Origin of the sequence: Paraburkholderia terrae, assembly GCF_002902925.1 — a bacterium.
Lineage (GTDB): Bacteria > Pseudomonadota > Gammaproteobacteria > Burkholderiales > Burkholderiaceae > Paraburkholderia > Paraburkholderia terrae.
In genome coordinates this window covers 1,613,461-1,632,080 of the sequence record NZ_CP026112.1, presented here as the reverse complement: position 1 = coordinate 1,632,080, position 18,620 = coordinate 1,613,461, and the positions used below count along the sequence as shown (strand labels likewise).

Below are 18,620 nucleotides of genomic sequence, written 5' to 3'. Positions count from 1 at the left end.
CACAAGATTGCGAAGGGAGGACACGCACATGGCTAGCACTCTGGCTGGATGCAAGGTTGCGGTATTGGCTTTGGACGGATTTGAACAGGCCGAGCTGATCGAGCCGCGTCGCGCGCTCACGGAAGCGGGTGCGACCGTCCACGTAATTTCTGCCAGGGCCGGGAAGATCCAGGGCTTCAGGCATGTGGACAAGGGCGATAGCGTCGACGTCGATGCGACGTTCGATAAGGCCGCGCCGAACGATTACGACGCAGTCATCTTGCCGGGCGGCGTCGTGAATGGCGATGCGATCCGTCTGTTGCCGCAGGCACAGGCATTCGTCAAGGCGGCCGATCAGGCAAAGAAGCCAATCGCGGTGATCTGCCACGGTACGTGGCTGCCTGTGTCGGCGGGCTGATCAAGGGCCGCACGGTCACGAGCTGGCCGAGCCTGCAGGACGATATCCGCAATGCAGGCGGCACATGGGTCGACAAGGAAGTGGTCGAGGACGGCAACTTCATCACGAGCCGCAAGCCCGACGATCTTCCCGCGTTCAACAAAACGCTGATCGCGCAACTGTCGAAGAAGAGAGTGGCCTGAGTTCCATCGGGCGCGCCGCATCAATCGGAGAGAAGCATGACTATTCGCCCATTCCGCTCATTCGTTCGAGCCCTCGCCATGCCTGCCGTGCTCGCGCTTGGCGTTGCGACAGGCTTGCCTGCCAGTGCGGACACGAAGCTCTCGCCGGGCGACACGCAGTTCGTGCAGGACGCGTCGCAGGCGGGCGCAACGGAGATTGCCGCAAGCAAGCTCGCGCTGACGAACTCGTCCAATCCGCAGGTCAAGAAGTTCGCGCAGCAGATGATCGCGGATCACACGAAGCTCGCCCGCAGTCTCGATGTGGTCGCGACGCAGAAGGGCCTGGGCTCATCGCCGGGCGCGGACTCGGCGCTGGTCGGCAAGCTGCAAGGGTTGAAGGGCGACGACTTCGACAAGGCTTATATCGATGAAGTCGCGGTGGGCGGCCATCGGAAAGCGGTTGAACTGTTTCAGAAGGAAAGTGAAAGCGGCATGGACCCGCAACTGAAGGGAGCGGCGACCCGCGCGCTCCCGACCATTCGTCACCATCTCGCGATGGCACAGCAACTCGCCAATGCGCGCAAGGCTTCGTCATGAACGGGATTGTCAAGGTGTTCATGCCGCGCGCGGCGTACGAGGACTCTCTTATGCACATCACATTCACCGATGATGCTCCCGTGTTCGATGGGTCGAGCCTGACTGTGCGCTTCAACGCGTGCGTCGACGGTGAGCCTGTCGCGTGCGCGATTTCGGCGGAGGCGCTCGAAGATCATTTCGGCGCTGATTCGCCACTCGAAGACGCACTGGTCGGCGCGTACGAGCGTGGCCGCGCGCGTATCCGATCCGTGTGCGCGGAAGCGCTCGATCAGAACAGCGGCGAAAGCGTCATTCTGCACAGCGGCCTGTTCCGCGTAGAAGGGATGGAGTCGGACCGGCGGCTGAAGACATAACCAGGCGCGCAAAAAAGGCGGCTGCCGCAATGTACCCGGCAGCCGCGCGCCTAATCTTCGCCAAACCCAACGATCAAACCCAGAGCTTGCCTGCGTGTGGTGTCGCGACGCCGTTGGTCGGGCGATCGTCTCCGTCGATGGGACGACGCTCGTTCTGCATTTCGCACGCCGCCCGCAGTATCCCGTTGTGCGCTTCATCGCAAGCTTGCAAGCGAGCGGTGTGTGGGGCTGTCGGCGCCGGCACGTTGGTCTGGCTCGATGACAGCGTATTTGCGCGTATCTCTGCAACGATGGCTGACGTGGCAATGGCCACGAACAGCAGGCATTCCGCGCTCCTGATCCTCATGGTGAAGTTCTCCCTTGTCGATGGCTGGCCCGCGTTATGTATCGACCGCGCTTTGCTAAAAGCCTTTGCGCAGTGCGTGAGGGTCCAGCAGCGTTATGCAGCAACATCCATGCCTTCTTGCCGTGTACGCATGGGGCTTGCGTTCGCGGTCGCGAGGGCGTAGCGCCGGAATCCGACTGGAAGCAATTACTCGCCACAATGGCAAAGACGACACGCATGTCTGGATACCGGGCATGACGAGTGCGTAACAGCTCGCATCCCACGGATAACGGAAAAGGAGCAACGTATGACGACGAATGTCATTGCCGTGCTGAACGATCTGATCGAGACGTCGAAGGACGCCGAGCGCGCCTTCATGAAAACCGCCGAGGACGCGAATCACGCAAGCGTCAAGGAGGCGTTGCTCGAAAGCGCGGACCGTTGCACGCAAGGCGCGCGCGAACTGCAGGATCTCGTGTTGAAACTGGGCGGCAAGCCGGAGGGCGGTGGCAGCGTCGCTGGCGCATTGCATCGCGGATGGCTCGATGTGAAGTCGGCCGTGGGCAGCCGCGCGGATCACGCGATTCTCGCCGATTGCGAAAAGGGCGAGGACGCCGCGAAGCAGCGCTTTCACGAAGCGCTCGAAAAAGACCTGCCAGCAGATGTGCGCGCAGTGGTCGAGCGGTTATATCACGGCGTGCTGCAAAACCATGACCGCATTCGCGCGATGCGCGATCAGTACGCGGCGATGAAAGCCTGAGCCCGGCAGCACATAAAAAGAGGCCGCCCAATCAAGGGCGGCCTCTGACGCTTTAACGCATTGACGCGTGCGTGTTAAACACGCGCATGCGTCAAACGCTTAATCGGCTGCGATCTTCAGATGGTTCTTCACACCCTTCACGCCGGACACGTTTTGCACGACGTCCTGCGCGGCAGTCTTGTCGTCAGCCGATGGCACCGAGCCCGACAACCAGACGATGCCCTTGCGGGTCTTCACGTGAATGTGCGTGGACTTCACGTTCTTCGCGCCGAGCAGCTCGGCCTTGACCTTGGTGGTCACAGTGCCGTCGTCGATATGCTGGCCAACGCTCTCGGAAGTGGCGGGCGGCGCGGAGGCCGTCGTTTGCGCCGTAGCGTTCAGTGCGAATGCAACACATGCGATGCTGCCTGCGGCCTTGAGGAACTGGATGGTTTTCATGGTTTCTCCTTCTCGGTTGATGATCAGGGTTGCGGTCCTGTTGTCCGTGCGATCGATCGCGGCGCGATGCCGCCGATGACCCGACCAAAGAACACTGCCGCCGCGGTTCCGTCTGGTCCGTCGCCGACACAGGACGCGCCGCGTTTCAATCCTGCTCAATGGCGCGTCCCTGTGAGACGGTCAGCAAGCGTCGTGCCCATCGGTGCTGGAATGTCGTCGCGTGTCGCGTGATCTGGCCGCTCGTAGCGATGCCGCATGATTCGGTTCGAATTTCAGAGCGTTTGTAAAATGCGCGCGGGGAACGGGCACGCGGCGTGCGCTCCGGCAACACAAAGGCGAATCAAAACAGACAGTTGCGAAAACTGGTACGACAGTTGCGTAGGTAGGGCGCGAAGCTGTTTGAACAATCACAGGAAGAGTCTGTATGCCGCCTACAATCGAACTACGCGCGAAGCAAACTTTCGCGCTCACACCGCGTCTGCAGCAGTCCGTGCGCCTGCTTCAACTGTCGTCGCTGGAATTCCAGCAGGAACTGCGCAACGCGCTCGACACCAATCCCTTCCTCGAATACGACCCGTCTGTTTCGGAAGATCTGTCGGCAGGCAAGACGGCCGAGAGCAACGGCGCCGACGGCGAAACACTGCCTGCCAACGAACGTGACAACGCGATGGAAGGCTCGTCGGCGGAGCCGGCCACAGAAAGCGTTGCGTCCTCGTCGGATGATGGCGGCGATTATTCAAGCAGCGACTATTCAAGCGGCGACTATTCAGGCGATGCCTACGGCCGCGGTCCGTCGCGCTACAACGGCGATTCCGATGCGGCCGACCCGACTGAATGGGCGCGCGTGCAACCGACGCTGCACGAGCAATTGCACGATGCGTTGCGTCTCTATCGGCTCGACGATCGCGACCGCGAAGTCGCGCGCCTCATCATCGAAGCACTCGATGACGACGGCTATCTGCGCCAGGACCTCGCCGATCTCACGGACGTCTTCGACATCGAACCCGCGTTGACGGAAGAAGATTTGCTGGTCGCGCTGCGGCTCGTGCAGACGCTCGACCGCCCGGGACTCGCGGCGCGATCGCTGTCTGAGTGTCTCGCGCTGCAGATCGATGCGCTGCCCGCCGATACGCCGGGCCGCGACGTGGCGAAGCAGGTCGTCGAACATCATCTGGACCGTCTCGCGCGCCGCGAACATGCCGAGTTGCAGAAGCAGATCGGCTGCGATGCCGAGGAATTGCGCGTGGCGTGTACGCTCGTGCGCAAGCTCGATCCGAAGCCGGGCAATTCATATGGCCGCGCCGATGACAATTACATCGTGCCGGATGTGATCGTGCGCAGCGTGCGCAACAAGTGGGTCGTGACCGTCAATCCCGCTGTGCTACCGCGCGCGCGGATTCACCGTATGTATGCGGAACTGTTCGCGCAGTCGGCAGGCGCGAGCCGCTCGCCGCTCGCGCAGCAGTTGCAGGAAGCGCGCTGGCTGATACGCAACGCGCAGCAGCGCTTCGAAACGATCCAGCGCGTGGCCGAGTGCATCGTGGCGCATCAGAAGCCGTTCTTCCAGTACGGTGAGATCGCATTGAAGCCGCTCGTGTTGCGCGACGTGGCGGAGGAACTCGGCCTGCACGAATCGACGATTTCGCGCGCGACGGGCAACAAGTACATGGCGACGCCGCGCGGCATTTTCGAGTTCAAGCATTTCTTCCCACGCGAACTGGGCACGGAAAGCGGCGGCACCTGTTCGGCAGCGGCCGTGCGCGCGCTGCTCAAGGAAATGATCGCTGCGGAAAACACGCGCGATCCGCTGTCCGACGTCGCGCTCGCGAAGATGCTCGCGGATCAGGGCGTGCTCGTCGCGCGACGTACGGTGGCGAAGTATCGACATCTGATGAAGGTGCCGCCTGCGGAGTTGCGTCGACAGGTTTGATGCCCGCTGGCTTGCGCGTGAAGCGCGAGATACGTGAGATACACAACGGCCGTTCCTTGAAGGAGCGGCCGTTGTGTTTTGCGTGAAGAAAGAAAGGGCAGAGTGCTACATACCGACGCCCACGCCGCCACTCGAACTCGACCCCGTGCCGGAGCCGGAACTGGTGCCCGTGCCCGAACTGGAAGCCGGATTCAGATCGATTCTTCCATACACGCCGTCCGCTTCGTCATTTGGCCCCGCTGCAAAGAACAGCGTGTTTGAGGGCTGGTTGCTCAGGTTGTTGCCGAACGCAATGCCCCACAAGCCAGGTTCGACGATCGTGCTGCCATTCGACGACTTCAGCGGTCCCATCGATTTGCCGCTCGACGAATCGAACGCGTTGATCGTGCCATCGCCGAAATTGCCGATCAGGATCGCGCCGCTGAACGTGCCGAAATTGCTCGGTGCCTGCGCGATACCCCATGGCGCGTTCAACGGTGCGCCCGTCGCGAAGTGCTGCTTGAGATTGCCGGCAGTGTCGAATACATCGACCATGCCTTGGCCCGCGCCCGCCACGTCGTCATGTTTGGCCGCGTCCTGCATCGCGTAGGTAACGAACAGGTTCGAGCCGATCAGCTGGATGCCGAACGGCGCAAAACCGGCTGGGATGGCGCTGTCCTTGAAGCCACCGGGCATCGTCACCTTCGTGAAGTTCGTATCGAACACGTCGATCTTGTTGTTATGAAAGTCCGTCGCATAGAGGAAGTTGCTGCCGTTGTTCGCCGCGAGCGCGAGCCCTTTGTACACGGCGCCGCCTGCGGCATCGTCGTACATCGTGAAGGCGTTGGTCGGGCCGACAGCGGGCGCCCACGCCGTGATCGTGCCGCCTTCACCCGCGAAGATGAAGGCCGCGACGCCTGATTTGCCGTTCTGCGTGACGGTGAAGCTCGGCGTGCCGTTGAACACGATGCCCGTGGGTGCTGCGTCGCCGTTGGTGCCGGCCGGTATCGTGACGACGAGCGATTGCGGCACGCCGTTGCCGTCGTAGAGCGTTGCGAGATTGGTGCCGTTGTCGGCGACCCAGACGAAGCCTTTCGGATTGAATGCAACGCCCCAGGCGTTCTTCAGGTTTGGATCGGTGTGAGGCGCGGACACGGCGCCATCGGAGACGAGAGCCGCCGCGGTGAACGACGACACCGCAGGCGTGCTCATATTGTTCGACCCGGAACCGCCACCGCATGAAACGAGCGTCGCTAAAGCCGCGCCACAGGCTGCGATGCCGAATACCTCGAATAGAGACTTCATGACCGCACTCCTTGCTTTGTCGAAAGGTCGTGACGGTCATTGAACGGGGTGGGGGTGGGGTTTATTCCTTCGTCGATGGGAGATATTCGGCGTTGCTATAAAGCGGGTAACGCGCAACGAATAAGAATCCGGAATATTCCGTTGTTCTGATTAAAAATATACGGGCGCTTTTCCTCGGCTCAATGCAGCCTCATTTCTCCCTCAACCTCAACGGAAAAATAACCATCGCCGCCAGCAACCCCAGCACCCCACCAATCAACGTCTCCCACGCCCGCGCCGTGAGAAATGGAATCGAGTGAATGCCGTTCACCGCGAGCGTGACGATCAGCGTAAACGCAAACGCGCCGCACGCGATGTCGTATCGCTCGGGCAGCGCCATCGAATAAACGATCATCGCCAATGCCGCAGCGAGCCAGATCAGCAGCGGCGCATGCTCCGCGATCGGCAAACAGATGAGCCCGAGCGGCACGCCAACGAGCGTGCCGATGATCCGCCTCCGCACGCGCTGCACGGTGCCTGTCGCGGACCCTGCGACCACGTACGTGCAGGCCGTGATCGCCCACACCGATTCCGCGAGGTTCAGCCACGCGTTCAACGCGACTATGACGAGCGCGCCGCTCGCGGCCTGCAGTCCCATCACGAACTCGGGTGAAGGCCGTCCGGCCACAGGCTCGGGTCCGGGCGACAGCGCGGCGACGACGGCCGGCCGTTCAGCGGGCCCGCTCAGCAGGCGGGGCACGATCGACGCCAGCATCGCGATCAACCCGGCAATCGCAATGGCGGGCAGATCGGCGGGAACGAGGTTCGCGCCGTAGGCCAGCAGTTGCCCGATGTAGATCTGCGAGCCGAGTCCGCCGCCCGTCACGCCGAATCGCTTCAGATAGCCGACGAGGAACGCACCCGTGACCAGTACGAGCTCGGGACCCGCATGCCCGAAGAAGAGCAATGGCTGTGCAACGCACACGTACATGGCCGCGCCGAGCGCGGCCGCCGCGCATAGCAGCGCGAGATCGCGGCTCGATTCGTGCCGTGTCGTGCGCGCCTCCGACACGCTCGCCCACAGCGCGAAGTTGGCCGCGAGCAGGCCGACCGACGCATCGCGTGGCAATCCATGCGTGACGTCCTGCAATGTGCCGAGCGCCGAGGCGAGGCCGTAGGCCGTCACGAGGCGCAGCCCCTTGATGCGTCGGTGCGTGCCGGGATCGACACGCGCGAGCCAGTTGCCGAGCGCGGCAAATGGATGCCTCGCGGGTATCTCGCGGCGCGCCGTGTCGGCGGAAGGTTCGCGATCGGCGGGATCAGTGGACGGTTCCATGGTGCGACTGGTCACAATTGGGCAAAGGTTCGCATGAGGGAAAACGGCGTTTCGTCGAGTGTGCGCACGGCGAGAAGCGATCGGCGGATCGCGGCCCGGCGCGGTAATCGCGCAATGCCCGTTTCACTGGCTTGCCGCAGAGGCCGGGTTCGCGCTGCTGGCTGGCGAACCGCCCACATTGGCGGCCGCACCTGCAGCGGACGCGGCTTCGGACGACGCCACTGCCTCCGACGACGCCGCCGTTCCCGACCCGCCCGAATCGGTCGCCGCCTGTGCCGCAGGCGGTACAGATGCTTCGGACACGGGCGCCGGCGTGGACAACGTGCCCGATGCCATGCTGCTGGTGACCTGCGGACTCCCTTCGTCCGTGCCCGTTCGCTGCTGGTAGCCGTACATGATGATGCCGATCAGCAGCACGATGACGCCGAGTATGCCCCAAGCCCAGACGGGAACGCGGCGCGGGCGGGGCGCGGCGGGTTCGACTGTCGTCAGCAACTGCGTGGGCACACCGGGTGCCGCTCGCGCGGCAGCAGAAGCAGATGCAGACGCAGACGCAGACGCGCCCGCAGCGCCACCCGCCAGTCCGTAGGAATCGCCGCCAGAGTATGCACCGGACCGCGCTGCATCCGCGGATGGCGGCGCCCCATTCGTCGCCCAGCCGGTCGCCCCGTTCCCCGCCGTGGCGCTCGCGCGCGGCATCACCGCCGCGAGTTCGACGAGCCGTTGCGGGACACTATCCGCGAACGCAGCGGAACTCTCGAATCCGAGCGCCTTCGAATACCCTTCGGCGAGCCACGGCGCAGCGATCGGCCATTGATAGGCGAGCAAGCCCGGCAGGTCGGCGACGCTGCCCTGTTCGAGCAGCATATGGTGCTTGGCGGCGCCGAACACCACGGCCGACGCGACATCCGTCAGCGCATGCGCGGCTTGCGGCGGCACGCCCGTCAGGGCGGCAATGTGGTCGCTGATCAACGCGATCTCGCGGCTCTCGGCGATGCGTATCGCCAGCTCATGGCCCGAACGCTCGACGGCCTTCAGTCCGTGCGAACTCGCTGTCAGTCCGGCGAGCTGCGCCGCGATACGTGCATTGGATTCGGTGGACATGATCACGAGGAAGAGGCGTTGCGCGCTTTCGGCGCTGCTTGCACTCGCCATCATCGTCAGCACGATGCCGGGCGCCGCGCGTTCCACGACCAGCCTGATTGCGTCGGGCGGCAAACCAATGCGGCTGCTCAACTGCTCGAGAACATAAGGATTGAAGGCGGCGTGGGCCGCGGCGACCAGATCGGCGTCGTTCACCAGAGGTTTCCTTCGTTCGTGTTAGCAAACGGATGAGAGAGTCACCTGTTGCGCGGCGGCTGGCCGCTTACCTTTGTCCGAAACGGCCAGGTAAGTATAGGCAGGAATTCGCGCCCGGGCTGCAGCGGATGCCGGCGCGAAGGCGGGCAGCAAAGCCGGGCAGCAAAGCCGGCAGCAATGACGGGCGTCCGCCAGGGAAATGCCCTTGCTATTTTTAAACGCGCGTATCACTCTCGATAGAGACGCATGCCCGGGCAAAGGCCCGGCAGCCTGTCCGCTGCGCACGCGGACGTCTTTACGGTGGAGCACACCATGAGGTCCGCCAGTGCCGTTCACGATCCCAGCCGTCAACTGCTGCCGTTTCGCGAGTCGCTGCTCGCGATGCTCGGCATCGCCTTCGTCACCATGCTGGTCGCGCTCGACCAGACTATCGTCGGCACCGCGTTGCCGCGCATCGTCGCCGACCTGAAGGGCTTCGACTTCTACGCGTGGGTCGCGACCTCGTACATGCTCGCGTCCGTCATCACCATTCCGATCTTCGGGCGGCTTGGCGATCTATACGGCCGCAAGCCGTTCCTGATCGCGGCGATCCTGCTGTTCACGCTGGCGTCGGTGCTGTGCGGGCTTGCCAGCAGCATGCTGTTCCTGGTCGCCGCGCGCGGCCTGCAGGGCATCGGCGGCGGCATTCTGATCGGCACCGTGTTCGCCACCGTCGCCGATCTGTTCCCCGATCCCAAACTCAGGCTGCGCTGGCTCGTGTTCGTCACGTCGTCGTTCGGCATCGCGAACATCGTCGGGCCGACGCTCGGCGGCATGCTCACGCAGATGCAGGGCTGGCGGCTGGTGTTCTTCGTCAACGTGCCCATCGGTATCGTGTCGCTGATCTTTGTTCAGATGTTTGTGCCGAAGTTGCGACACCTGAAGACGAGCGGACCGATCCAGCTCGACTGGCTCGGCGCCTTCGTCGTCGCCGTGACGTTTGGCGCGCTGCAACTGCTGATCGAATTACTGCCGCGCGAGGGCATCAGCGGCACGACGGCGCTGCTGTTCGCGATCACGACCGTGTGCGGCCTGACGCTGTACTTCTGGGAAAAGCGCATGGGCTATCCCGTCGTCCCCGTCGACGTGCTGCTCGACCGCAAGCTCGCACCGCTCTTCGCGATGTCGGTGCTTGGCGGCTTTGCGCTGTTTTCGATGGTGTTCTACGTGCCGCTACTGTTCCAGGGCGGCTACGCGATGTCGCCGCACGATTCCGGCATGCTGATCACGCCGCTGCTGCTCGGCACGACCGTCGGCAGCGTGCTGAACAATCGTATCGTCACGCGTATCCGGCGCGCGAACGGGCTGATGTATGCCGGCTTCGCGTTCTTCGTGATCGGCTGCGTTGCGCTCGTCTCGTTCAAGGGCCACGAGCCGCATATCGTGTGGATGGCGTGCATGGGCGTGAGCGGACTGGGGCTTGGCCTCGTCGCGACCAACCTGACGATCTGCTCGCAGCAGATCGTCGCACGCGATCACCTCGGCGCGGTGACGGCGCTGATGCAATCGCTGCGGATTTTTGGCGGCATGCTCGGCACCGCGATCACGGGTGCGCTGCTCGGCCATATGTACACGCAGGGCGTGACCCGCTCGCTCGATTCATATCAGGCGACGCAATGGCTCAAGTCGTTCGCGAGTCCCGATCTGCTTGTCGATCGCAACGAGCAGTCCGCGCTGATCGAGCATCTGGTGGCGGCGGGGCATTCCAGCGATCCAATGATGCACATGGCGCGCGAAGCGCTCATTGCGTCGATTCACATCGGCTTGTCCGTCGCCGCGCTTGCCGCGTTGATCGGGCTGTGCCTCGCGTGGTTCGTGCCCGCCGTGCAGGTGACTTATGCCGAAACGGAAGTGCGCGGCGCTTGAGGAGCATGACGGGCGTGCGCGCTTTCTGGCTCGGCAGGGCGCCGCGTTTGCTATCATGGCTGTATAAATATACAGCCTTCCGTGTCCGATAGCCGTGCCGACCGACGCTCCCGATCCGTTCTATTACCTGTCGAATTTCGAGCGCGCGCTCGCGTGGATCGCCAGCCGTTACGACGATCTGCTCGACGACAGCGAGCGCGCCTTTCTGGACGCATTCCTGCGCGACGACGCGCGCCTGCCGAAAGCATCGCGCGCGCTGCTCGTGCGCATGCTGATGCGCAAAGGCACGCTGTTTCGCACGGGGCGGCTCGCGTATGCGGAAATCGGTTGTCCCGCGCAGGCGGCCGCGCCGCTGGCCGCACTCGGCTGGGTCGATGCGGACGCAGGCGTGTCACTCGACGAACTGTTCGCGTGCGCCACGCGCCCCGAGCTTCAACGCATATTCGCCGCGTTGCCCGCGCTCAAGGGTCTGCGCAAGGCCGAATGGCTCGAAGCGCTGCGCGTCGCGGACCCCTCGCACGCGTTGCCACGGCGTTATCGCGAGTGGGATGCAGCCGCTGACGAAGCCGCGCTGCGCGTGCTCGTCGCGCCGCTATGCGAGCGCTTCCGGTTGATGTTCTTCGGCAATCTGCATCAGGACTGGTCCGAGTTCGTGCTCGCCGATCTCGGCGTGTATCAGTACGAGCGCGTCGCGTTCGCGCCGTCGTCGCGGGCGTTCCAGCAGCGAAGCGACGTCGACTGCTATCTGGCGCTGCAAGCGTGCCGCGAAGCGCTGGAACTCACGGAAGACACAGCGTTTGACCCGCTGCTCGAAGCCGTCGATGCAATCGATACACAGCACAACCCCTGGCTCGCGTTGCGTCGCGCGAAGCTGCTGTATGCGATCGGCTATCAGGCCGAACGCCGGCGCGACTGGGATGCTGCGTTGCGCATCTACGAGCGCTGCGCCTGGCCGGGCGCGCGGCACAGGCGCATGCGCGTGCTGGAGCGCGATGGCCACGATGAAGCGGCGCTCGCGTTGGCGCTGCAGGCGGCTGCCGTTCCCGAGAGCGAAGAGGAGCAGCAGCGCGTCGCGCGCATGCTGCCGCGCCTGCATCGGCGGCTCGGCGTCGCCGCGCAGAAACCCGCTGGCGTGCGCGCGGCGCAGCGCGGCATGCTCGAATTGCCGCGTCCATCGGAGCCCGTCGCCGTCGAATACGCCGTGCGCGATCATCTGTCGACGGAAGATGCGCCTGTGCATTACGTCGAGAACGCGCTAATCAATTCGCTGTTCGGTCTGCTGTGCTGGGAGCCCGTTTTCGAGGCCGTGCCGGGCGCGTTCTTTCACCCGTTCCAGCGCGGCCCCGCCGATCTGCACGCGCCCGACTTCCGCGCGCGCCGTAGCGCGCAGTTCGACGCCTGCTTCGCGCAATTCGAAAGCGGCGCGTATCGCGAGACGATCCTGCGTCACTTCGAAACCAAAGCCGGGTTGCAATCGCCGTTCGTGTTCTGGGGCATGCTCACGCCCGAGTTGCTGACGCTCGCGCTCGATTGCCTGCCCGCCGCGCATCTGAAGCTGTGGTTCGAGCGGCTGCTGCTGGATATCCGCGCGAACCGGTCGGGCCTGCCCGACCTGATCCGCTTCTGGCCTCGCGAGCGGCGCTATGAACTGATCGAAGTGAAAGGGCCGGGCGATCGTCTGCAGGACAACCAGATCCGCTGGCTCGCGTACTGCGTGCAGCACGACATGCCCGTGCGCGTGCTCGACATCCGCTGGACCGAAAGCGCCGACGACGCGCTCGCCGGTGCAACCGACGCGGAGGCGGCATGACCTACACAGTCGCCGCGCGCACGCTCTGCGAATTCACCGCGCGGCGCGGCGATCTCGATCTGCGCTTCACGCCCGCGCCATCGGCGCTCGAAGGCATCGCCGGACATCAGGCCGTGACGGCGCGCCGCGCGTCCGGCTATGAAGCGGAAATCACGCTGACGGGTACGCATGGCAGTCTCACGGTGCGTGGACGCGCCGATGGCTACGATTCCGCGCTGAACCGGCTCGAAGAGATCAAGACGCATCGCGGCGATCTCGAACGGATGCCCGCGAACCATCGCACGTTGCATTGGGCGCAGGCACTCGTGTATGGGCACCTGCTGTGCGAGGCACGCGCGCTCGAAGAACTGACGGTCGCGCTCGTGTACTTCGACATCGGCGACCAGAAGGAAACCGTGCTGACGGAACAGCACACGGCTGCGTCGCTGCGCGCGTTCTTCGAGGATCAGTGCGAGCGTTTCGTCGCGTGGGCCGCGCGTGAAGAAGCGCATCGCGAGGCGCGCAACGCCGCGTTGAACGCGCTGCGATTTCCGTATGGCGAGTTTCGCAGCGGACAGCGCGAACTGTCCGTTGCCGTGTTTCGCGCGGCGCGCGACGGACGCTGTCTGATGGCGCAGGCGCCGACGGGCATCGGCAAGACGCTCGGCACGATTTTTCCACTGTTGAAAGCGTGCGGCGCGGATCATCTCGACCGCGTGTTTTTCCTGACCGCAAAGACGCCGGGCCGTGCGCTCGCGCTCGAAGCCGTCGAATCCCTGCATCGCAGCGAAGCCGCGCTGCCGTTACGCACGCTCGAACTCGTCGCGCGCGACAAGGCCTGCGAGCATCCCGACAAATCGTGCGACGGGGAATCCTGTCCGCTCGCGCGCGGCTTCTACGACCGGCTACCCGACGCGCGGGACACGGCGTTGCAGGCGCGCACGCTCGATCGCGCAGCCGTGCGCGAAGCGGCGCTCGCGCATGGCATCTGTCCGTACTATCTCGCGCAGGAAATGGCGCGCTGGTGCGACGTCGTGATTGGCGACTACAACTACTACTTCGACAGCAGCGCGATGCTGTACGCGCTCACGCAGCTGAACGGCTGGCGCGTCGCCGTGCTCGCCGACGAAGCGCACAATCTGCCCGACCGCGCGCGCCGCATGTATAGCGCGACGCTCGATCAACACGCGTTTCGCGGCGCGCGCCATGCCGCGCCTTTAGCGCTGAAAAGACCGTTCGATCGATTGAACCGCGAATGGAATGCGTTGAACCGCGAGCGCAATGCAGCGTACGAGGTACTGCCCGACGTGCCGCCAAAGCTGCAATCGGCGCTGCAAAACCTGATCGCATCGATTGGCGATCAGCTTGCCGAAACCCCGCAATCCGTCGATGAAAACGCGCTGCGTTTCTATTTCGACGCGCTGCATTTCATGTCGCTCGTCGAACAGTTCGGCGATCATTCGATCGTCGATGTAACGCTCGATGCGCATCGCGGCCAGGCCCACGCGAAGTCCTCGACAGAGATTTGCGTGCGCAACGTGATTCCCGCGCCGTTCCTCAAGCTGCGCTACGCCGCCGCGCGCGCAACGATTGTGTTTTCCGGCACGCTCAGCCCCCAGCATTTCTATCGCGACATGCTCGGTTTGCCCGACGACACCGGTTGGCTCGACGTCGAAGGGCCGTTCCGGGCCGAGCAACTGGATGTGCATGTCGCGCATCATGTGTCGACGCGCTGGCGCGACCGCGAGCGCTCGCTCGAACCGATCGTCGATCTGATCGCGCAGCAGTACGCCGCGCGTCCAGGCAACTATCTGGGCTTTCTGAGCAGCTTCGATTACTTGCAGCGCGTCGCGGGATCGATGCGTGAGCGGCATCCGCAGGTGCCCATCTGGACGCAGGAGCCGCGCATGGACGAGACCGCGCGCGACGCGTTCCTCGCGCGCTTCACGACGAGCGGCGCGGGCGTCGGTTTCGCGGTGCTGGGCGGCGCGTTTTCGGAGGGGATCGATCTGGTCGGCGAGCGGCTCATCGGCGCGTTCATCGCGACGCTCGGCTTGCCGCAGATGAACGACGTCAACGAACAGATGCGCCGCACCTTCGATGCGCAGTTCGGCAACGGCTACGACTATGCGTATCTTTATCCGGGCATGCAGAAGGTCGTGCAGGCGGCGGGGCGCGTGATTCGCACCGAACAGGATGCGGGCGTCGTGCATCTGATCGACGACCGGTATCGGCACGCGGATGTGAAGCGGTTGTTGCCGCGCTGGTGGAAGATCGAGACATAGCAACAAGAAGCAACAAGAACCGGAGACAACCCGTGCGCGCAGACGAATACCGCTTCACGACGATCTGGCGCGTCGACGCGCCGCTACCGGCCGTATGGGATGCCATCCACGATCCGGCGCGCTGGCCGCAATGGTGGACCTGCGTCGAGCGCGTGATCGAAGTGGAGCCGGGCGCGAGCGACGGCGTCGGCGCATTGCATCGCTATACATGGAAAGGACGCCTGCCGTATCGCGTCGCGTTCGACATGCGCGTGACCCGCGTCGAGCCGCTCGCCGTGCTCGAAGGCGAAGCGTGCGGCGACGTCGAAGGAACGGGGCGCTGGCACTTCTCGACGCACGGCGAAGCGACGGTGGTGCGCTACGAATGGCGCGTACGCACGCAGCGCGGCTGGATGAATCTGCTTGCGCCGCTCGCGCGTCCGTTCTTCAAATGGAATCACGATTACGTGATGCAGCGGGGCGGCGAAGCGCTTGCGAATTTGCTCGACGCGCGGCTGCTTGGCGTCGAGCATTCGTCATAAGACGGGCAGCCGGGTTGTTGAAGCTCAGTGCCGCGCCACCTTCGATGACGGTTTTTGCGCCTGTTGCGGTCCATCCGGCACATTCGACGGACGCGGTGGGCCTTCGAGCTCGTCATTAGCGGAATCAGAACCGCCTTGCCCCGGGTTGGCCGCGACCAGCATGCTGCGCTGTGGATTCGCGATCTCGATACCGTTCGCGCGGAACGTGTCGAAGATGCGCCGGTTGAATTCGCGCTGCACCGGCCAGCGTGCCGAATCGCGGCATTGAATCTGACCGGCGAGCGTGACGGCCGCGCCGTCGACGGCATCGACGCCCCAGAAGCTGAAGTCCGACAGGATGCCGTCCTTGAACTGCTCGTCTTCGCGCAGCGCGGCGCCGATTTCCTTGAGCGTCGCGATCGCGAGATCGACGTCCTGGCCGTACGCGATGCTGACCCGAACGGCCGCGTTGCCGAGCCCGCGATTCGTGTTGTTCACCGTCGACACCGAACTGAACGGCACCGTGTACAGCGAGCCGTCGCCGCCGCGCAGGCGCACGGTGCGGATCGACAGATACTCGACCGTGCCGGACACACCCGCGAGCGTCACCCAGTCGCCGACCTGCATCGCGTTTTCCATCAGCAGGAAAATCCCCGTGATGAAATCCTGCACCAGCTTTTGCGAGCCGAAGCCGAGCGCGACGCCGAAGATGCTCGCGCTAGCGAGCAGCGGCGCCGTGTTCACGCCAAGCTCGCTCAGGCACGTCATCACGACGACCAGCGCGATCACGACGAACAGCGCCGAACGTAGCATCGGCACCAGCGTGCGCAGCCGCGCGGCACGCATCAGGTCGCCGCTTTTGGTCCACTGCGCGAGGCGCTTTTCGACGGAGACATTCGCGATCTCCCACACCACCAGCGCAATCACGGCGGCCACGCAGATCGTGACGATGGCCGACGTCAACCGGTGGCCGATCGCGCCGGGCCGGAAGAACTGCCACACGTCGAGGCCCCACAGCTGCAGCAGCACGAGCGCGGTGACGACGATCACGAGCGCCGAAATGACGCGCCGGATCAACGGGTAGTAGCGGTACGCGTGCTGATGAACCAGCGAACGCTGTTCGCCCTCTTCGACATGAAAGAGCCGCCCGAGCGCGCCGAACAGCACGATCGCCACTACGCGCGCGGCCACCAGCACGGCGAGCGACACGCCGCCCAGATGCAGCAGCGTGCGGTAGCCGTTGTGGACGTCGAGCGCCCATACGAACCACAGCGCCATCACGATGAACACGGCGACCCACGCCCACATGTCGATCAGGCCGTGCGCCAGCATCGTCACGGTGCGCTGGCTGTCGGCGTCGGTCTCGCCGGTGCGCTCGCGCAGCAGCGCGGAAATCGGCGCGCGGCATTGCAGGATCATGATCGACAACATCACGTGCCCGACCAGCGCCAGCAGCTTGACGAGGGGCAAATGCGCCGCGTCGCTCAGGCCGAGCGCGGTGGCGATCTGGATCAGCGCGCCACCCGCGCCGATCACGCCGACCACGCGAATCACCCAGCGCTGCATGAACAGCGCCCAGCTATCGGGTACGCGCAACAGACGCAGCCCCGGCGCATCGGGTTGCAGGAAAAAGCCCGCTGCGATCACGATCGCGCGGCAGATCACGTACAGGTCGATCAGCCCGTTGAGCGCCGCGTCCTGAACCGTGCCGTCGTCGGTGAAGATCGACATCAGCGCGCTCGCGGCCGCGACGAACACGACGAGCGGCAGCATCCGCAACAGCAGTTGCAGCGCCGCGCTCGGCAGACGCTGCAGCGTGGTCCAGTGATGTTCCGCCTGGCGCTTGCTGCGCGCTTCCTTCTGCTGGTTGTCGGGTTTGTCGGGCTTTGGCTGCGACGATGCAGCCAGTGACCTGGGCGGCGTCGACATCGACATGGACGGCGAGGCTGGGCTCGCCGCGACGCCGGCTGCGGCCTGTGCTTCTGCGGCTTCTGCGGCTTCGGCTGATTCAGCGGTATCGGCACCCTCGGCGCTCGCAACGGCATCCGAGGCCGCGGCTTCGCGTGCATGCTCGCGCGCTTCGCGGGCCTCACGTGCCTCGCGCCGCAAGATGATCGCGGCGCGCGCCCGGCGCAGCAGCCTGCGCGCGAGCCATTCGAGCCCGATCGCGGGCAGCAGCGTGCCGATCAGCGCCAGCAGCACGCCGAACACGCGGGCGCGCTCGTGCGGATCGGAAAGCTGCACGTTCCACCAGTAGCGGGCCGACGACGTGTCGAGCAGCACCGTGGCCGAGCGCTTGAGCGTCATGCCGCCTTGCGTGATCCAGTGCGCGCCCTGGCGCACCAGTTGCGACGCGAGGCCGTTCGACTTGAACGCGGCGGGCACGCTCGCGCCCGACGCGGCGTCCGTCGCCGCCGACGACGCGCCCGAGGCCGGCGCGGCGGGCGTCGCGAGTACGCCCGCGGCGGCGATCGCCGTCAGCGTGTCCTCGATCTGCGCGCGCTTCTTGGGGTCGTTCAGCACCTGCAGCGCCTGGCGGGCCTGGTCGGGTGTCAGCGTGACAGTGGTGGCGGACGCGCCGGACGCGCTCGTCGTAGCCGTCACGGCGGAGAAAGCGGGCGCGCAGAACAGCGCGAGCAGACAGATCAGGAGAAATTTGCGCATGTAGGGCCGGTGGTCGGCGGCGATGCGCGTACGGCTGGACGCGATGCGGCGCCGGGAGCCACCACGATTCGACTGGAAAATAAAGCGACCCCGGCGGCGCACGATAAGTTCCGCAAAGCAGCGAATCCCGTGATCCAACGGGCATGAATGCGTGCGATGCGGGCGTTTTCGTGTTTTTTTGTGCTAATGGACGGCGCGATGGCGTCGCAGTTGCGTTATACGCGTTTACGCGTGAACGGGGTGGGCGGGCTTGCCGAGCGTCCCGTCGACGACTTCCGTGAACGTCCGTTCTTCGCGCAGGATGAAGCGCTTGGCCTGCGCCATGCCAAAGTTCTCGAGCGCTGCGGGATCGGTGCGCAGCCGCGCGCGATACGCTTCGTAAGCGGCGAGGCTGTCGAACGCAATCAGGCCCCATGCGATGTCGTTGGTCCCTTCGTGCGGCAGGAAATAGCCGAGCAGGTGGCCGCCGCAGCGCGGAATGATTTCTCCCCAGTTCTCGGCGTACTGTCTGAACGCGTCGCGCTGGAACGGATCGATCTGATAGCGGATGAAGCAGGTGATCGTCATGGAGACTCCCTTCGTCGTTGTGGTCGGGTGCATGACTGTCAGTATCCGTGA

General features: G+C 64.6%; 15 protein-coding genes and 1 pseudogene. 9 read left to right on the top strand and 7 right to left on the bottom strand.

What is annotated here, in order from left to right; genetic code table 11:
• Positions 1 to 28: 28 nt before the first annotated feature.
• The 3 genes and pseudogenes from C2L65_RS23495 to C2L65_RS23485 all read left to right on the top strand — a co-directional run bounded on the left by C2L65_RS23495 (position 29) and on the right by C2L65_RS23485 (position 1,508).
• Positions 29 to 579, top strand: a pseudogene (locus C2L65_RS23495) (type 1 glutamine amidotransferase domain-containing protein).
• 36 nt (positions 580 to 615) lie between these two features.
• Entirely contained in the window at positions 616 to 1,155 is a 540-nt protein-coding gene (locus C2L65_RS23490) for a DUF4142 domain-containing protein (RefSeq protein ID WP_042308250.1), read from the top strand.
• Positions 1,152 to 1,508, top strand: a complete 357-nt coding sequence (locus tag C2L65_RS23485; RefSeq protein WP_081920940.1) for a DUF1488 family protein — start codon at positions 1,152 to 1,154, stop codon at positions 1,506 to 1,508. The genes C2L65_RS23490 and C2L65_RS23485 overlap by 4 nt, the downstream gene beginning before the upstream one ends.
• 73 nt (positions 1,509 to 1,581) lie before the next feature.
• On the opposite strand, the gene C2L65_RS23480 is transcribed toward C2L65_RS23485, so the two are convergent.
• Entirely contained in the window at positions 1,582 to 1,854 is a 273-nt protein-coding gene (locus tag C2L65_RS23480; RefSeq protein WP_081920938.1) for a hypothetical protein, read from the bottom strand.
• A 286-nt stretch (positions 1,855 to 2,140) separates the two neighbouring features.
• Here C2L65_RS23480 and C2L65_RS23475 point away from each other — a divergent pair, with 286 nt between their 5' ends.
• Positions 2,141 to 2,593 carry a PA2169 family four-helix-bundle protein gene (locus C2L65_RS23475; protein WP_042308246.1) on the top strand — a complete coding sequence of 151 codons (453 nt, stop codon included), beginning with the start codon at positions 2,141 to 2,143 and terminating at the stop codon, positions 2,591 to 2,593.
• Positions 2,594 to 2,692: 99 nt separating this feature from the next.
• Here the strand turns inward: C2L65_RS23475 and C2L65_RS23470 are convergent, their stop codons facing one another.
• The gene (locus C2L65_RS23470; protein WP_007576590.1) at positions 2,693 to 3,031 is read right to left on the bottom strand and encodes a BON domain-containing protein; all 339 of its coding nucleotides are present in this window, start codon (positions 3,029 to 3,031) and stop codon (positions 2,693 to 2,695) included.
• A gap of 424 nt (positions 3,032 to 3,455) precedes the next feature.
• On the opposite strand from C2L65_RS23470, the gene C2L65_RS23465 reads away from it, so the two are divergent.
• Positions 3,456 to 4,961 (top strand): RNA polymerase factor sigma-54, encoded by a 1,506-nt coding sequence (locus tag C2L65_RS23465; protein WP_042308243.1) that lies wholly within the window; start codon positions 3,456 to 3,458, stop codon positions 4,959 to 4,961.
• A gap of 105 nt (positions 4,962 to 5,066) precedes the next feature.
• On the opposite strand, the gene C2L65_RS23460 is transcribed toward C2L65_RS23465, so the two are convergent.
• The 3 genes from C2L65_RS23460 to C2L65_RS23450 all read right to left on the bottom strand — a co-directional run bounded on the left by C2L65_RS23460 (position 5,067) and on the right by C2L65_RS23450 (position 8,859).
• Positions 5,067 to 6,245, bottom strand: coding sequence for a TIGR03118 family protein (locus tag C2L65_RS23460; protein WP_042308242.1), 1,179 nt, complete (start codon positions 6,243 to 6,245; stop codon positions 5,067 to 5,069).
• 190 nt (positions 6,246 to 6,435) lie between these two features.
• Positions 6,436 to 7,560: an FUSC family protein gene (locus tag C2L65_RS23455; protein WP_042308240.1), complete on the bottom strand. Its 1,125-nt coding sequence runs from the start codon at positions 7,558 to 7,560 to the stop codon at positions 6,436 to 6,438.
• Between the two features lie 123 nt (positions 7,561 to 7,683).
• Positions 7,684 to 8,859: a hypothetical protein gene (locus tag C2L65_RS23450; RefSeq protein WP_042308239.1), complete on the bottom strand. Its 1,176-nt coding sequence runs from the start codon at positions 8,857 to 8,859 to the stop codon at positions 7,684 to 7,686.
• Between the two features lie 312 nt (positions 8,860 to 9,171).
• Between C2L65_RS23450 and C2L65_RS23445 the strand changes: the two genes are divergently transcribed.
• The 4 genes from C2L65_RS23445 to C2L65_RS23430 all read left to right on the top strand — a co-directional run bounded on the left by C2L65_RS23445 (position 9,172) and on the right by C2L65_RS23430 (position 15,359).
• Positions 9,172 to 10,764, top strand: a complete 1,593-nt coding sequence (locus C2L65_RS23445; RefSeq protein ID WP_042308300.1) for an MFS transporter — start codon at positions 9,172 to 9,174, stop codon at positions 10,762 to 10,764.
• 94 nt (positions 10,765 to 10,858) lie between these two features.
• On the top strand, positions 10,859 to 12,574 hold the full coding sequence (locus C2L65_RS23440; RefSeq protein WP_042308237.1) for a VRR-NUC domain-containing protein: 1,716 nt from the start codon (positions 10,859 to 10,861) through the stop codon (positions 12,572 to 12,574).
• Entirely contained in the window at positions 12,571 to 14,838 is a 2,268-nt protein-coding gene (locus tag C2L65_RS23435; RefSeq protein WP_042308235.1) for an ATP-dependent DNA helicase, read from the top strand. The genes C2L65_RS23440 and C2L65_RS23435 overlap by 4 nt, the downstream gene beginning before the upstream one ends.
• 32 nt (positions 14,839 to 14,870) lie before the next feature.
• Positions 14,871 to 15,359, top strand: a complete 489-nt coding sequence (locus C2L65_RS23430; protein ID WP_042308233.1) for an SRPBCC family protein — start codon at positions 14,871 to 14,873, stop codon at positions 15,357 to 15,359.
• 24 nt (positions 15,360 to 15,383) lie between these two features.
• On the opposite strand, the gene C2L65_RS23425 is transcribed toward C2L65_RS23430, so the two are convergent.
• Positions 15,384 to 18,002, bottom strand: a complete 2,619-nt coding sequence (locus tag C2L65_RS23425) for a mechanosensitive ion channel domain-containing protein (protein ID WP_042308299.1) — start codon at positions 18,000 to 18,002, stop codon at positions 15,384 to 15,386.
• 225 nt (positions 18,003 to 18,227) lie between these two features.
• Positions 18,228 to 18,569 carry an NIPSNAP family protein gene (locus tag C2L65_RS23420; protein ID WP_042308231.1) on the bottom strand — a complete coding sequence of 114 codons (342 nt, stop codon included), beginning with the start codon at positions 18,567 to 18,569 and terminating at the stop codon, positions 18,228 to 18,230.
• Positions 18,570 to 18,620: the final 51 nt, after the last annotated feature.